Source organism: Pantoea dispersa, from assembly GCF_035783935.1.
GTDB classification, from domain to species: domain Bacteria; phylum Pseudomonadota; class Gammaproteobacteria; order Enterobacterales; family Enterobacteriaceae; genus Pantoea; species Pantoea dispersa_C.
On the sequence record NZ_JALKOV010000014.1, the window covers coordinates 42,319 to 57,936 of the forward strand.

The 15,618-nt window shown below is 57.3% G+C and carries 16 protein-coding genes; 8 read left to right on the forward strand and 8 right to left on the reverse strand.

Annotated elements, in window-relative coordinates:
- Positions 1-60: 60 nt before the first annotated feature.
- Complete coding sequence (sdaA, locus tag MXF20_RS21430) at positions 61-1,425, forward strand: L-serine ammonia-lyase (RefSeq protein WP_325971337.1); 1,365 nt, start codon at positions 61-63, stop codon at positions 1,423-1,425.
- A 234-nt stretch (positions 1,426-1,659) separates the two neighbouring features.
- The gene (locus MXF20_RS21435) at positions 1,660-3,222 is read left to right on the forward strand and encodes an EAL domain-containing protein (RefSeq protein WP_325971338.1); all 1,563 of its coding nucleotides are present in this window, start codon (positions 1,660-1,662) and stop codon (positions 3,220-3,222) included.
- 12 nt (positions 3,223-3,234) lie between these two features.
- Here the strand turns inward: MXF20_RS21435 and MXF20_RS21440 are convergent, their stop codons facing one another.
- Positions 3,235-4,803 carry a TerC family protein gene (locus MXF20_RS21440; RefSeq protein ID WP_325971339.1) on the reverse strand — a complete coding sequence of 523 codons (1,569 nt, stop codon included), beginning with the start codon at positions 4,801-4,803 and terminating at the stop codon, positions 3,235-3,237.
- Between the two features lie 509 nt (positions 4,804-5,312).
- On the opposite strand from MXF20_RS21440, the gene manX reads away from it, so the two are divergent.
- The 4 genes from manX to MXF20_RS21460 all read left to right on the forward strand — a co-directional run bounded on the left by manX (position 5,313) and on the right by MXF20_RS21460 (position 8,545).
- Positions 5,313-6,275 carry a PTS mannose transporter subunit IIAB gene (gene manX / locus MXF20_RS21445; RefSeq protein ID WP_325971340.1) on the forward strand — a complete coding sequence of 321 codons (963 nt, stop codon included), beginning with the start codon at positions 5,313-5,315 and terminating at the stop codon, positions 6,273-6,275.
- A 57-nt stretch (positions 6,276-6,332) separates the two neighbouring features.
- Positions 6,333-7,133 carry a PTS mannose/fructose/sorbose transporter subunit IIC gene (locus MXF20_RS21450; RefSeq protein WP_325971341.1) on the forward strand — a complete coding sequence of 267 codons (801 nt, stop codon included), beginning with the start codon at positions 6,333-6,335 and terminating at the stop codon, positions 7,131-7,133.
- Between the two features lie 14 nt (positions 7,134-7,147).
- A complete protein-coding gene (locus MXF20_RS21455) occupies positions 7,148-7,993 on the forward strand; it encodes a PTS mannose transporter subunit IID (RefSeq protein WP_021510027.1) in 846 nt (281 codons plus the stop codon).
- Positions 7,994-8,086: 93 nt separating this feature from the next.
- Positions 8,087-8,545: a DUF986 family protein gene (locus MXF20_RS21460; protein ID WP_325971342.1), complete on the forward strand. Its 459-nt coding sequence runs from the start codon at positions 8,087-8,089 to the stop codon at positions 8,543-8,545.
- Here MXF20_RS21460 and rlmA read toward each other — a convergent pair.
- The 5 genes from rlmA to MXF20_RS21485 all read right to left on the reverse strand — a co-directional run bounded on the left by rlmA (position 8,542) and on the right by MXF20_RS21485 (position 11,688).
- On the reverse strand, positions 8,542-9,348 hold the full coding sequence (gene rlmA / locus MXF20_RS21465; RefSeq protein WP_325971343.1) for a 23S rRNA (guanine(745)-N(1))-methyltransferase: 807 nt from the start codon (positions 9,346-9,348) through the stop codon (positions 8,542-8,544). The genes MXF20_RS21460 and rlmA overlap by 4 nt on opposite strands.
- Positions 9,349-9,487: 139 nt before the next feature.
- Complete coding sequence (cspE, locus tag MXF20_RS21470; RefSeq protein ID WP_021510024.1) at positions 9,488-9,697, reverse strand: transcription antiterminator/RNA stability regulator CspE; 210 nt, start codon at positions 9,695-9,697, stop codon at positions 9,488-9,490.
- 83 nt (positions 9,698-9,780) lie between these two features.
- A complete protein-coding gene (locus MXF20_RS21475) occupies positions 9,781-9,855 on the reverse strand; it encodes a DUF2627 domain-containing protein (protein WP_418936869.1) in 75 nt (24 codons plus the stop codon).
- Between the two features lie 528 nt (positions 9,856-10,383).
- Positions 10,384-11,394 carry an MBL fold metallo-hydrolase gene (locus tag MXF20_RS21480; protein WP_325971344.1) on the reverse strand — a complete coding sequence of 337 codons (1,011 nt, stop codon included), beginning with the start codon at positions 11,392-11,394 and terminating at the stop codon, positions 10,384-10,386.
- Between the two features lie 18 nt (positions 11,395-11,412).
- On the reverse strand, positions 11,413-11,688 hold the full coding sequence (locus MXF20_RS21485; protein ID WP_325971345.1) for a YebO family protein: 276 nt from the start codon (positions 11,686-11,688) through the stop codon (positions 11,413-11,415).
- Between the two features lie 218 nt (positions 11,689-11,906).
- On the opposite strand from MXF20_RS21485, the gene MXF20_RS21490 reads away from it, so the two are divergent.
- A complete protein-coding gene (locus tag MXF20_RS21490) occupies positions 11,907-12,143 on the forward strand; it encodes a YobH family protein (RefSeq protein WP_325971347.1) in 237 nt (78 codons plus the stop codon).
- 40 nt (positions 12,144-12,183) lie between these two features.
- On the opposite strand, the gene kdgR is transcribed toward MXF20_RS21490, so the two are convergent.
- A complete protein-coding gene (gene kdgR, locus MXF20_RS21495) occupies positions 12,184-12,975 on the reverse strand; it encodes a DNA-binding transcriptional regulator KdgR (protein ID WP_325971349.1) in 792 nt (263 codons plus the stop codon).
- 164 nt (positions 12,976-13,139) lie between these two features.
- Between kdgR and MXF20_RS21500 the strand changes: the two genes are divergently transcribed.
- Positions 13,140-14,522, forward strand: a complete 1,383-nt coding sequence (locus MXF20_RS21500) for an MFS transporter (protein WP_325971351.1) — start codon at positions 13,140-13,142, stop codon at positions 14,520-14,522.
- A gap of 46 nt (positions 14,523-14,568) precedes the next feature.
- Here MXF20_RS21500 and htpX read toward each other — a convergent pair whose 3' ends face one another.
- Positions 14,569-15,450: a protease HtpX gene (htpX, locus tag MXF20_RS21505; protein ID WP_325971352.1), complete on the reverse strand. Its 882-nt coding sequence runs from the start codon at positions 15,448-15,450 to the stop codon at positions 14,569-14,571.
- Between the last annotated feature and the right edge of the window lie 168 nt (positions 15,451-15,618).

A 15,618-nucleotide genomic window follows, 5' to 3' on the forward strand; every position in this document is an offset into this window, starting at 1 on the left:
TACTATTAGCCGCAATAACGGCCTGCGCCGTCAAAAGAAGATTTGTGAGGAGCATCACCGGTGATAAGTGTTTTTGACATGTTCAAAGTGGGCATCGGCCCGTCCAGTTCGCATACCGTCGGCCCGATGAAGGCCGGCAAGCAGTTTGTTGATCTGCTGATCGAGCAGGGCAAACTGCAGGATGTGACCCGCGTGGCGGTTGACGTCTACGGCTCGCTGTCGCTCACCGGTAAAGGCCACCACACCGACATCGCCATCATCATGGGGCTGGCCGGCTTTGAGCCTGCCAGCGTTGATATCGACAGCATTCCGGCCTTTATCAGGGATGTGGAAACGCGCGAGCGTCTGCTGCTGGCGCAGGGCGCGCGCGAGGTCGATTTTCCGCGTGACGGCGGAATGGTGTTCCGCAGCGAGAACCTGTCGCTGCATGAAAACGGCATGACCCTGTACGCGTTTGCCGGCGACCGTCTGGTTGAGCGCAAAACCTATTACTCGATTGGCGGCGGTTTTATTGTCGACGAAGCGCACTTTGGGCAGTCGGTGCTGGACGAGGTCGCCGTACCCTATCCGTTCCATTCGGCCAGAGAATTACTCAGCCACTGCCGCGATACCGGCATGTCGCTTTCCGGGCTGGTGATGAAAAACGAGCTGGCGCTGCACAGCCGGGACGAAATTTACGCTTATTTCGGCAACATCTGGCAAACCATGCAGGCGTGTATCGATCGCGGCCTGAATACCGAAGGCGTGCTGCCGGGGCCACTGCGCGTGCCGCGTCGTGCGGCCTCGCTGCGTCGTCTGCTGGTGTCGTCGACCAAACACTCTAACGATCCGATGAACGTCATCGACTGGGTCAATATGTTCGCGCTGGCGGTGAATGAAGAAAACGCAGCCGGTGGCCGTGTGGTCACCGCGCCGACTAACGGCGCCTGCGGCATCGTGCCGGCGGTGCTGGCGTATTACGATCACTTCATCGAAACCGTGACGCCAGATATCTTTATCCGCTACTTCCTTGCCTCGGGCGCGATTGGCGTGCTGTACAAAATGAACGCGTCGATTTCCGGCGCCGAAGTCGGCTGCCAGGGCGAAGTCGGCGTGGCCTGCTCCATGGCCGCCGCCGGGCTGGCCGAGCTGCTGGGTGCCAGTCCGGAGCAGGTGTGCGTGGCCGCTGAAATCGGCATGGAACACAACCTTGGACTGACCTGCGATCCGGTCGCCGGTCAGGTGCAGGTGCCGTGTATTGAGCGCAACGCCATTGCTTCGGTGAAAGCGATCAACGCCGCGCGTATGGCGCTGCGCCGTACCAGCGAGCCGCGCGTATCGCTGGATAAGGTGATCGAAACCATGTACGAGACCGGCAAAGACATGAACGCCAAATACCGTGAAACTTCGCGCGGTGGCCTGGCGATCAAAGTGCAGTGCGACTGATTGCCAGCTTCGCGCTTCGCTGCTGACAATTGCAGCGATCGGACACTATTTCTGCACCGGGCTCTACCTCGGCGTGATCAAACCAGATACATTATTTTTGCGCGCGACCTCTCAGGGTCGCGCGATTTTTTAGTGCCGCTTTTTTTCGCCAGCCGCGCTAAATTTGGCCGCCGCCATGCCGATAACCTTCACGTTAATTTGGCCTCATTCTTTGTCTTAGCAAGGTGGTAACTGATGCTCCTTCCCCAGCAATTTGTGGGTCAATTCCGCCGTAAGCGCCTGCTTATTGCGTTGGTGATCGCGTCGCTGGTTCTCATCCTTACGCTGACTTTTCGCTACATCGAAGAGAAATCACGCATTGAGCAGCAGTCACTGAATTTTGCTACCCGCGCGATCGAACGTTTTGATCGCATGTTTTCGCCGCTCGACGTCTCCGCCAACAACACGCTGGGTCTGGTGGGCGTGCCGTGCGCGCAGGTGCGCTATCCGCTGATTGAGAAGATCGCCGCGCTGCAAACTGTGCGTACCGTGCTACTGGTGCAGGACGATACCATCTACTGTTCCAGCATCTACGGGCCGCGCAACATCTCTTTCAGCCAGACCTATCCGCAGTTGGCGATCAACAACCAGCGCATGATGCTGTCCACCGACGACTATCTACTGAAAGGTTCACCGGTGCTGCTGCTGTGGACGCCCCGGTCGCTGGATAACCAGGATGGCCTGCTGCAGATCATCAACATCGAACTGATGACCAACTACCTGCTGGAGCCGCAGCTGCCGTGGGTGGAGCGCGCGATTTTCAATGTGGGAGGACAAAGTCTGGAATACGGCAATCCGCTGATCGAGCATACCGTGCCATCCGACGACGAAGTGGCCTACGATCAGGCGTCGCTGCGCTACCCGTACAGCATTACGCTCTACGGCCCATCACCGGCGCGACTGGCGCTCAATACGCTGCCCTCGCAGCTGCCGCTGGCGGTGCTGCTGAGCCTGCTGCTGGGCTATATCGTCTGGCTGGCGACCGCCAACCGCATGAGCCTGAGCTGGCAAATCAGCTATGGCATCACCGCCAACGAATTCATGGTTTACTGCCAGCCACTGATTAACGCCCGCAGCGGTGACTGCGATGGCATCGAACTGCTGCTGCGCTGGCACAACCCGCGCCAGGGCTGGATTGCGCCGGACGTGTTTATTCCGCTGGCCGAGCGCCAGAACCTGATTGCCCCGCTGACGCGCTTTGTGATTGCCAGAGTGGTGGAGGAGTTACCCAATCTGCCGCAGTGCCCTGCTTTCCATATCGCCATCAACGTGGCGGCCAGCCATTTCCACGATCGCCTGATTGTCGACGACTTGCAGCGCTACTGGTGGCCGGCCAATCCGCTGCCGAAACTGGTGGTCGAGCTCACCGAGCGCGATGCGCTGCCGGTTATCGACCAGACAGTGGTGGCGCAGCTGCATGAGATTGGCGTCCGGCTGGCCATTGACGACTTTGGCACCGGCCACAGCTCGCTGGCCTATCTGAAAGACCTCAAGCCGGACGTGCTGAAAATCGATAAGATCTTCACCGCCGCGATTGGCACCGATGCGATCAACGCGACGGTCACGGATATGGTGATTTCACTGGCGCAGCGACTGAATATCGCGCTGGTGGCGGAAGGCGTGGAAACCGCCGAGCAGGCGCATTATCTGCGCGAGCGCGGCGTGGATCATCTGCAGGGGTATTACTATGCGCGCCCGATGCCGATTGAGGACTTCCCGCAATGGCTGGCGCAGCATCAGGCGCAGCTGAGCGCCTGATGCCGGACGACGTCAGCCGTTGTCCTCTTCCTCGTCGTGGTGCGGCTTGTCTTTGGTGACACGCACCAGATCGATACGGTAATCCGTGGCTTCGATAATCTGGAAGTGCAGCGGAGGCAGATCGATGATCTCGCCTGGCAGCGGCAGCTGCCCTTTCTGCTCAATCAGCAGGCCAGCCAGCGACGCGTGATCTTCGTCGGGGTCGACCAGATCGTGATGGTCCAGCAACTGCTGCAGCGAGTGCAGATCGGTGCCGCCCTTCACCAGCCAGCCGTCGCCATCCGCCACCACGTCCGGCGTCTCGTCTTCGTCCGGGAATTCACCGGCAATCGCTTCCAGCACGTCCAGCGGGGTAATCAAACCCTGTACCATGCCGAATTCGTTAGTGACGATGACAAAGCTGCCCTTGGCACGGCGCAGCACGCCCAGCAGGTTGATCGGATCCAGCGTTTCCGGTACCACGATCGGCGGCGTGTTGGCAGCAAACGTCGCCACATCCATGCCGTGCTCCAGCGCCACCAGCAGCTCTTTCGCGCGCACCACGCCAATGATCTCATCCAGCTCGCCACGGCACACCGGGAACAGGCTGTGCGGCGTATCCAGCAGCTGAATGCGGATCTCATCCAGCGGACGCGACACGTCAACCCATGAGATATCACCGCGCGGCGTCATGATGCTGCGAATCGAACGCTGCGACAGCGTCAGCACACCGTTGATCATGTAGCGCTCTTCGTCTTTAAACGCTTCCTGCGGCATCGCTTCCGTCAGCGCGGCTTCTTCATTGTTCGCCGGCTGGTTGCGCTGGCGACCGCCCATCAGACGCAGAATCGCTTCGGCGGTGCGTTCACGCATCGGACGATGCGCCTGATGACGGATAAAGTTACGGCGCGCAATCTGGTTAAACAGCTCGATTAGGATTGAGAAGCCAATCGCCGCGTACAGGTAGCCCTTCGGAATATGGAAACCAAAACCTTCTGCCACCAGCGACAGGCCGATCATCAGCAGGAAGCTGAGGCACAGCACCACCACCGTTGGATGCGCGTTGACAAAGCGGGTCAGCGGTTTCGAGGCCAGCAGCATCACGCCCATCGCAATCACCACCGCTGTCATCATTACCGGCAGATGGTTCACCATCCCCACGGCGGTTATGACTGCGTCCAGCGAGAACACCGCATCCAGCACCACAATCTGCGTTACCACCGCCCAGAAGCTGGCATAGGATTTATTGCCCTGATGCTCCATGCCGCGGTTTTCCAGCCGTTCGTGCAGTTCCATGGTGGCTTTAAACAACAGGAACAAACCGCCTACCAGCAGAATTAAATCCCGTCCGGAAAAGCTGAATTCGCCTACGCTGAACAGGGGGCGCGTCAGTGTCACCATCCACGAAATCAGCGACAACAGGCCGAGGCGCATCACCAGCGCCAGCGACAGACCAATCAGGCGCGCTTTATCGCGCTGTTTTGGCGGCAGCTTGTCGGCGAGGATGGCGATAAACACCAGGTTGTCGATGCCGAGCACAATCTCCAGCACTATCAGCGTCAGTAAACCCGCCCAGATTGAGGGGTCGAAGAGAAATTCCATCAATGACTCCTTGCACAACGTAAGGGCGAACGCGATTGAGCCTGCGCCACGAGGCGAGACGAGAGTGCGTTAACGAGAGGGGCAACACCGGCAGGTGTTAGGGTGCGCGCAGCCTGGCGCGGGAAACTAGTGAAGCGACGTCGGTGACGGTCCATAAAGGTGAGCTAAAGCCCGATACTCCTGAGTAATAAACAGAAAGCTAATGTATCAGTTACATCAATAACGTCAAAAAATTTTCTTACATTTACAAATAACTGCGCCAGCGCAAGAAACTGCCATAAATATGCCAATGGCAGCCGGTACGCTCTGAATAGCGGACCAACATCACATAATTTATTTTTTCGCTCACTAAAATAAATCGCGACCTTACTGCTGTATCGCGGAATGTTTTGGGCCTTTTCCTGATGACTTTCTTAATTTTGTCCCAGGCGATCCATCGAAAATAACAACGGTAATTCTCAATGATTCCCGGCAATCGCCAGGAACTCTCATGCGAACGGAGGTAGCAAGTGACCATTGCGCTTGTAATTGGTACACATGGCTGGGCGGCAGAACAGCTGCTAAAAACAGCGGAAATGCTGTTGGGCGAGCAGGAAAATGTCGGATGGATTGATTTCGTACCCGGCGAAAATGCAGAAACGCTCATTGAAAAATATCAGGCGCAGCTGGCCAGGCTCGACACGTCGAAAGGCGTGCTGTTTCTGGTAGACACCTGGGGCGGCAGCCCGTTTAACGCCGCCAGCCGCATCGTCGTAGACAAAGCGGGCTATGACGTGATCGCCGGGGTTAACATCCCGATGCTGGTGGAAACCCTGATGGGGCGCGATGACGATCCGTCGCTGGAAGAACTGATCCACATTGCCGTCGAGGCTGGCCGTGAGGGCGTCAAAGCGCTCAAAACGGAATCCGCCGCGCCGGCCGCGCCCGCCCCAGCCGCGAAAGCCCCTGCCCAGCCACAGAAACCGCTGGCGCCGGGTGAGCACATGAAAATTGGCCTGGCACGTATCGATGACCGCCTGATTCACGGCCAGGTGGCAACTCGCTGGACCAAAGAGACCAACGTCACGCGCATTATCGTCGTCAGTGATGAGGTGGCCAACGATCATGTACGCCGCACGCTGCTGACTCAGGTGGCGCCGCCGGGCGTGACCGCCCATGTGGTCGACATCGCCAAGATGATTCGCGTGTGGAACAACCCGAAGTACGGTTCCGATCGCGTGATGCTGCTGTTTACCAATCCGACCGATGTCGAACGCGTGGTTGAGCAAGGCGTGGATATCAAGTCGGTGAACATCGGCGGTATGGCCTTCCGTCAGGGGAAAACGCAGGTCAATAACGCAGTGTCGGTGGATGAGAAGGACATTGCTGCCTTCCGCAAGCTGAATGAGCGCGGTATCGAACTGGAAGTGCGTAAAGTCTCCAACGATCCGAAACTGAAAATGATGGACCTGATTGCGAAGGTCAATCCCTGATTCGCCTTTGCCTGCACGTGCGGGCGAATTGTTCTGACCTTGCTGAGGAGAAATGCAATGGAAATAACCTCGCTACAAATTGTGTTGATATTTATTGTGGCCTGTATTGCCGGGATGGGATCGATACTCGATGAGTTTCAGTTCCACCGGCCATTAGTGGCCTGTACGCTGATTGGTGCCGTGCTGGGTGATATGAAAACCGGCATCATCATCGGCGGTACGCTGGAGATGATCGCGCTGGGCTGGATGAACATCGGTGCGGCCGTCGCGCCGGATGCGGCGCTGGCTTCCATCATCTCCACCATTCTGGTGATTGCCGGCGGGCAAAGCGTCGGTGCCGGTATCGCGCTGGCCATTCCGCTGGCGGCAGCCGGTCAGGTGTTAACCATCATCGTGCGTACCATCACCGTGGCGTTCCAGCACGCAGCGGATAAAGCTGCTGAGAAAGGCAACCTGACGGCGATTTCGTGGATTCACGTCTCTGCCCTGCTGCTGCAGGCGATGCGTATTGCTATCCCAGCGCTGATTGTGGCGGTTTCGGTCGGTACCAGCGCGGTACACAGCCTGCTGAGTTCCATTCCGGAAGTGGTCACCAACGGCCTGAACATCGCCGGCGGCATGATCGTGGTGGTCGGTTACGCGATGGTCATCAACATGATGCGTGCCGGTTATCTGATGCCGTTCTTCTATCTTGGCTTTGTCACCGCCGCCTTCACCAACTTCAACCTGGTGGCGCTGGGCGTGATTGGCGTGGTAATGGCCGTGCTGTACATCCAGCTGGCGCCAAAATATAACCGCGTTGCAGGCGCTGCTACGGCAGGTCCGGCTAACAACGACCTCGACAACGAACTCGACTAGGAACAGGTGACATCATGGTAGATACAACCAATACTCCAAAGAAACTCACCCCCGGTGACGTGCGCGGTGTGTTTCTGCGCTCCAACCTGTTTCAGGGTTCGTGGAACTTTGAACGCATGCAGGCGCTGGGCTTCTGCTTCTCAATGGTGCCGGTGATCCGTCGCCTGTACCCGGAAAACAACGACGAGCGCAAGCAGGCGATCAAGCGTCACCTGGAGTTCTTTAACACCCATCCTTATGTGGCGGCACCGGTACTCGGCGTCACCATGGCGATGGAAGAGCAGCGCGCCAACGGTGCAGCAATTGATGACGGTGCCATTAACGGGATCAAAGTGGGCCTGATGGGACCGCTGGCGGGCGTGGGCGACCCGATTTTCTGGGGGACGGTGCGTCCGGTATTTGCCGCGCTGGGTGCCGGTATCGCGATGAGCGGTAGCCTGCTCGGTCCGCTGCTGTTCTTCTTCCTGTTTAACATTGCGCGCATGCTGACCCGCTACTACGGCGTGGCCTATGGCTATCGCAAAGGGGTGGACATCGTCAGCGATATGGGCGGCGGCTTCCTGCAAAAACTCACCGAGGGGGCATCAATACTCGGGCTGTTTGTCATGGGGGCGCTGGTCAACAAGTGGACGCACGTTAACGTGCCGCTGGTGGTGTCCCGCATCACCGACCAGACCGGTAAAACCACCGTCACCACCGTGCAGTCGATTCTCGACCAGCTGATGCCGGGGCTGATTCCCCTGCTGCTGACCTTCGGTTGTATGTGGCTGCTGCGCCGCAAAGTCAACGCGCTGTGGATTATCGTCGGCTTCTTCGCCATCGGTATCTTTGGTTACTGGATCGGCCTGCTCGGTCTGTAATCTCACCGCCGGGAGTCAGACTCCCGGCGTTTTTTTGAACGGCGTGACCTGAGCGCCCACGCTGAGGTCACTTCGGTTGAGGAATAACCCCGTATGTCATTGACTGACGCCCTGATTGCCCTGCTGATCGCCGCGCTCGCGCTGTTCGTGATCTATGATGATCTGATCCTGCCGCGCCGTAACGGCCCGACCCGGCTGCGCGTCAGCCTGCGCCGCCGCCATAAAATCGACAGTGGCATTTTCATCGTGCTGCTGCTGATTCTGCTGTGGAACAACGTCAGCCATCACGGCCCGCAGCTCACCACTACCTTACTGATGGTGCTGTGCTTTATGGCCATCTGGCTGTTCTGGGTGCGCAGCCCGCGGCTGCTGATGAAAAATGATGGGCTGTTCTTTGCCAGCGTATGGATCGACTACCGGCGGATACAAAGTATGAACCTGTCAGAAGATGGCATTCTGGTGATGCAGCTGGAGCAGCGTCGCCTGTTGATTGCAGTGAAACAGCTTGACGACCTGGAGAAAATTTATCACACGCTGGTCGATGTGCGTTAAGCGCGCTGCCACAGCGTCAGGGTGAAATCCGCGTCACAGCTAAAGGTGACGCGCGATGCCAGCTGCTGCCACACGTCTTCCCGTGCGCGCCAGGCAAACGGCGTCATCTGTAGCAGGCTCACCGCTTCCGCCCCGCTCAGCGTCATCGCGTAATTAAGGTTTTGCTGATCGATCTGCACAAATCCCGCATAGCTTTTCTCTTCCGCCGTATGCAGCTGCACTTCGCGATAGATCAACGCCTTAAACTGCTGCAGATGGTGCGGCCCCGGCGTCACCGTCAGCAGATAGCCGCCGGGCTTGATCACACGGCTCAGCTCCTGCTCGTTACAGGGCGCATAAATACGCACGACAGCGTCCAGTGAGTCGTCGGCAAACGGCAGGCGCTGGCTGGAAGCGACACAGAAGTTGACCGAGCGATAGCGCTTCGCCGCCATGCGCACTGCGGCTTTGGCCACATCCAGACCGTACAGCTGGCTGTCGGGCAACGCGGCGGCCAGTGCGGCGGTGTAATAGCCCTCGCCACAACCGATATCCAGCAGCTGCGCCGGCTGCGTCGTCAGCAACTGAGCAAGGCGTTGTGCCACCCGATCGCGCAGCGGCTGATAGTGTCCGGCCTCAAGAAAAGCACGGCGCGCCTGCAGCATCTCTGCGCTGTCGCCCGGTTCACGCGAGCCTTTATGCTGCACCGGTAGCAGGTTGACGTACCCTTCTTTGGCCCGATCGAACTGGTGACCGGACGCACAGCGATAACTGCTGGCGTGCAGCTGCAAAGCGAGGTGGCAAAGCGGGCAAATCAACGACATAGATAACTCCGGGTTAGCGATTCGCGGCGCAGTTTACCCTGATCATCCGGTAACAGAAAGGATAAAGAAAAGCCCCGCTCAATGAGCAGGGCTTTAGGATTCGTTTCAGCGGTGCATGACACCGAGCCTGAGCGCGAAATCAGATAGCAGTAACGTTAACGGCTGCCGGGCCTTTCTGGCCGTCCTGAATTTCAAACTCAACTTGTTGACCTTCGGCCAGGGTTTTAAAACCGTTGCCCTGGATAGCAGAGAAGTGTACGAACACATCTTTGCTGCCGTCAGCTGGGGTAATAAAACCAAAACCTTTAGACTCGTTGAACCACTTAACCTGACCTTTAATTTTTGCCATTTTTGCAAATTCCTTAGAGTGTTTATATTGCCCGCAGGCAGTCTTACAGAGAAACCAGAGACATTACTGAATGAGGCACTAATTTAAGGTTCGGCAAGGAAGCGGTATTCAACGACAACGTCTTTACTCGTAACTTCTTTACTGAAGATGCCATACATAAACAGAACTGTACCTCGTTTGACCCACGAATCGTTATCACATATCCGCTAATTAATGGCAAGCCATTTTTAAACAGTGATCGACCTGCCGCACATAATTACCTGAAACCGACGCCGAAAGGGGGATAACGTTAGTGACAGCAACGCCTCAGCATGTGCAAAAAAGTTTATGCGTCAGTATAGTTAGCCCCAGACTCACGTTTCGTCAAGCGCAGCGGCAAACACTGTTTTTCTCGCATTTAAACCGAATAAGTTTAGGCAAAAAATATTGCATTAATATGGCACAGATAAGCTATTTCACTGCCCGTCGTGCAATGTGCAACATATCTGCCCGGCGCTCAAATCTTGTACAATAAATTCGCAGCAGTACAAGTTAAAAATAGTTTTGCACCAAAATCAGGAAAATATAATCACCGTTGCCCCAAATATAGGCAGGCTGCATGCTGGCATTTATCTCATTTTTTTCTAAACACTCAACAATTACCTGTTAAAAAAGCGCGGAAGCCGCTGGCATTTAACAAAAATGGCTTAGGATAAGTCCGAATCAATATTCATCAGGCTGCGGCTTTCGCCAATTCGCCACGGCGCAAACGCGGCGTTTACCTCGTCAGCCTGCTGCAGCGCCAGCGCCAGCACCGCCGGCGGATCGTCCAGGGATTCATCGGCCAGCTCGAACACGCCCCAGTGGATGGGGACCGTCAGCGGCCGGCCAATCTGCTGCCACAGCTGCACCGCCTGCTCCGGATCCATATGCTGACCGCGCATGAACCATTTTGGTGCATAGGCGCCAATGGGTAACGCGGCAAGATTAAACGGACCGAGCCGCCGGGCGATGGCACACAAATTATCGCTGTAGCCGCTATCCCCGGAGAACCAGAAATTGAGATTCTCATTCCGCACTACCCAGCCGCACCACAGCGACCGGTTGCGATCCCAAAAGGTGCGCATGCTCCAGTGGCGCGCGGGAACGGCTGTGAAGCTGATGCCGCCCAGTTGCACCTGCTGCCACCAGTCCAGTTCGGTGACGGAGCGCACGCCACGCCGGCGGCACCAGTTGGCCATCCCCAGCGGTACCAGAAACTGCGCGGCAGGAAAGCGGCGGGCGATGCGTTTCACCGTGGGCCGATCCAGATGATCGTAATGGTTATGCGAGATCAGCACATAATCAAGATGCGGCAGCTGTGCCACGCTGAGCGGCGCCGGAGTTTTACGTTGCGGCCCGGCAAAAGGCAGCGGCGAGGCGCGCGTCGAAAGTGCCGGGTCGATTAAAATATAGCGCTGATTGAGGCGCAGCAGCAGCGCGGCATGGCCCAGCCACCAGATACGATCATCGTCGCCACTCAGATCAGCCTGCTGGCACCAGCTGGCGGTGAATGCCGCATAGCCGGATTGCGGAGGCTGCGGCAAGTTCTGCTGCTTGCGCTCGCGCCGCCAGCGCTGTAAATCGCCCGGCTGACGGAGCTCCTCTTCCGGATTACGAAAACCGTGCGGCGTATGATGCGCCAGCGCAGCGTCATACCAGGGATTTTGCCAGGCCATGGCCTCTCCGTTGTGGACTTAACGTTCCGGGATCAGGCGAATGAAGTCGCGCTTATCCGTGGCGTCCTGCGCATCCTGCGCTTTTTCAACCACAGGTTGCGCCTCAGCAATACGGCGCAGCAGCGCGTTCTGTTTCTTTTGTTCTTCCAGCAGCGCTTCCAGCAGCTGAAGCTGTTCACTGGCGCGCACGCTGGCCCGGTTGACAAAAAACCAGGCAATAAAGGCCACGATCACAATGATGGCCAGCACGCCATAGTTAAACAGCGGACCGGTACTGGCGGCTAATTCGTTCATAACTGCATCAATCCTCAAACATCATTCAGGTACATCGCCGCTGATTCTACTCGTTGCGTGCGGAAAAGATATGGTTGCGGAGATAAAGCAGATTATCCCGCCTGCGCACCGCTTTCAGTTATCTCTGATCGATCCGGCGAGAAAAGCGAGGCATGCTGCTACTATAGAGTTCGCAGCATCGCGGGAACAGCTGCGTTATGTATCACAAGGAGATAAAAATGAAACTACTGATTCGTGCGGTCATGGTGCTGGCCGTGGTATGGCTGGCCATGCTGTTTACCGGTTACGGCGTGTTAACCGGCAGCAATAAAAATGCCGCGGGGCTGGGTTTACAGTGTAGTTACCTGACCGCGCGTGGAGTGATTACCGCTCAGTATCTGCATACCGACAGCGGCATCGTCGGCGTCACCGATTGCCCGTTGCTGAAGAAAAGCGGCGAAGTGGTCGACAATTAAGTGCGTTTCTTCTCACGGGCTGGCAGCAGCCCGTGAGCGTTCAGAACGGATAGTCGTGATAGCCCAGCTGCTCAGATAACCTGCGCGCCGCACGATGAAGCATCGCCACATGTTCCTGTTTCGCCGCTTCCGAAAAACGTATCGTCGGGAAAGAGAGACTGAGTCCGGCAATCACCACGCCGAAGCGATCAAATACCGGCACCGCCAGACAGCGTATGCCCGCCTCCTGCTCTTCGTTATCTTCGCCAAAACCCTGCAGCCTGACCTGATCGAGCACCGGCAACAGCGCCTGTGCGCTGACGATGGTGTTGGCGGTGCTGCGACGGAACTCGACCTCACGCAAAATATCGTGCACTTCCCTGCGCTCACGCCACGCCAGCAGCACTTTGCCAATGGCGGTACTGTGCAGCGGATTGCGGCGGCCGATGCGCGAATACATGCGCAGGTTATACAACGAGTCAATTTTATGGATATAGATGATGCTGTCTTCTTCCAGCGCGCCGAGGTGAATGGTCTCTTTGGTCAGACGCGACAGCTCACGCATCTCGACGTCAGCGCTGCGAATCAGATCCACGTTCTGCAGCGCGTGCGCACCGAGTTCAAACAGCTTGAGTGTCAGCGAATATTTTTCGCTCTCGCCTTCCTGCGCCACATAGCCGAGCGATTTCATGGTCTGCAGAAAGCGGTAAACCGTGCTTTTCGACATCATGACCCGCTGCGATAATTCGGTGATACCGTGATCGCGCTCTTCACCCAGCGCCTGCAAAATGCCAAACACTTTCGTTACCGATGAAACGGCATCCGGCTGTTTATCGTTATCGCGGCTCGCCATGCTGTACTTCCTTTCAACGCTATTGCAAAAAACGCCAGTATAGGCGTTTCCGCCGGACGGCGGCAACGACACATCCACTCGTAATTTTTGTCCATCAATGCGGTGATTTCAGACAGAAAATTGATTAGCATGATGATATTCACTTACTTCACTTCTCCCTGCCTATGTCTCCTACCGTGTCTCAGGATGGATTACCCGTTCCACAGCGCTACGGCGCAATAATTACCATTGCGCTTGGCATCATGATGGCGGTGCTGGACGGCGCAATTGCCAACGTAGCGCTGCCCACCATTGCGCGTGAGCTGAACGCCAGCCCGGCGGAATCGATCTGGATCGTCAACGCCTACCAAATCGCTATCGTGATTTCGCTGCTGTCGTTGTCGTTTCTGGGCGATATGTTCGGCTACCGGCGCGTCTATCAGGTCGGGCTGGTGCTGTTTGTGTTCACCTCGCTGTTCTGCGCCCTCTCCTCGTCGCTGAATATGCTTACCGTGGCGCGCGTGCTGCAGGGCTTCGGCGGTGCGGCGCTGATGAGCGTCAACACGGCGCTAATCCGTATCATTTACCCGCAGCGCTTCCTGGGACGCGGCATGGCGATCAACTCGCTGATCGTGGCCGTCTCCAGCGCTGCCGGTCCGACGGTGGCGGCGGCGATCCTGTCGATTGCCAGCTGGCAATGGCTGTTTCTGATTAACGTGCCGCTGGGTGTGGTGGCGCTGTGGCTGGCGCTGCGCTTCCTGCCGGATAACACCCAGAAAGCGAAGCAGCAGAAATTTGATGTGCCGAGCGCCATCATGAATGCGCTGTTTTTCGGCCTGCTGATTTCGGCGCTGACCGGCTTCGCGCAGGGGGAAAATGGCTGGGTGATTGCGGGGATGCTGCTGGCGCTGCTGCTGGTCGGCGTGGTGTTTGTACGGCGTCAGCTGGCGATGCCGGTGCCGCTACTGCCGGTGGATTTGCTGCGCATTCCGGTGTTTTCGTTGTCGATCGGCACCTCAATCTGCTCGTTCTGCGCACAGATGCTGGCAATGGTATCGCTGCCGTTTTTCCTGCAAAACGTATTAGGCAGGGATGAGGTCGCGACCGGCCTGCTGCTGACGCCGTGGCCGCTGGCTACCATGGTGATGGCGCCGATTGCCGGCCGCCTGATCGAGAAGTTTCATGCCGGGCTGCTGGGTGGGCTGGGACTGGCGCTGTTTGCCGCCGGACTGTTCCTGCTGGCGCTGCTGCCTGCACAGCCGTCGGATGCCGATATTATCTGGCGCATGATGCTGTGCGGTGCCGGCTTCGGGCTGTTCCAGTCACCCAACAATCACACCATCATCTCGTCGGCGCCGCGCCAGCGCAGCGGCGGTGCCAGCGGCATGCTCGGCACCGCGCGACTGGTCGGGCAAAGCAGCGGCGCCGCGCTGGTGGCACTGATGTTTAACCTGTTCAGCGACAGCGGCACCCATGCCTCGCTGCTGCTGGCCGGTACCTTTGCCAGCGTGGCGGCCATCGTCAGCATGCTGCGCATGACGCAAAGCCGCCAGGCGGCGGAATCGTAAAACAACAAGGGCGCCCGCAGGCGCCCTGTTAATCACTGCTTGCCAGTTACTTCAGGTATTCACCGCTGCGCAGCGCTTCGATACGCTTGTCGAGCGGCGGGTGCGACATAAACAGCTCGCTCAGCGACTTACCTTTACCATTGATACAGAACGCCATCATGCTGCTGGGTTCCTGCGGTTCGTAGCTGGTTTTCAGGCGCTGCAGTGCGGCAATCATCTTCTCACGTCCTACCAGCTTCGCGGAGCCGGCGTCAGCATGGAATTCGCGATGGCGCGAGAACCACATGGTGATGATGCTGGCGAGAATACCGAACACCAGTTCCAGTACCGTTGCCACCGCGAAATAGACCAGCGGATTGCCGTTGCTGCTCTCTTCACCGTCGCGGTTGCCGGACAGGAAGCCTGACGCCACCTGCGCGATAATGCGCGAGATAAAGATGACGAAGGTGTTCACGATACCCTGAATCAGCGTCATGGTGACCATGTCACCGTTCGCGATGTGGGCAATCTCGTGCGCCAGCACCGCTTCCGCTTCATCGCGGCTCATGTTTTGCAGTAAGCCGGTGGAGACCGCCACCAGCGAAGCATCACGGCGTGCGCCGGTGGCAAAGGCGTTAATGTCCGGCGCGTGGTAAATCGCCACCTGCGGCATCGCAATGCCGACCTGCTGAGCCTGGCGGCCGACGGTTTCCATCAGCCAGCGTTCCGTCTCGTTACGGGGTTGTTCAATCACTTCACCGCCGACCGAGCGTAACGCCATCCATTTGGACATCAGCAGTGAAACAAACGCACCGCCAAAGCCAAACAGACCTGCCATAATCATCAGACCCTGAACACTGCTTGACTGGATTCCTGTCAGACTCAGAATCAGTCCGAATACCAACATCACCGCCAGGTTGGTGACCAGGAAAAGCGCAATACGCATCATAAACGTTAATCTTCCTCAGTTGTGCTCGCGCTTATGCGCGGATATACATCCTATGTCCATTGCGCAGCATTTCAAGCGACCTTAATCTTTAAGTGCCTAAAAAGACATAACTTTACATTTGGTAATGCCAAAGCGCACGCCAGATGGAACGGGGATTTTCAGGCAAAA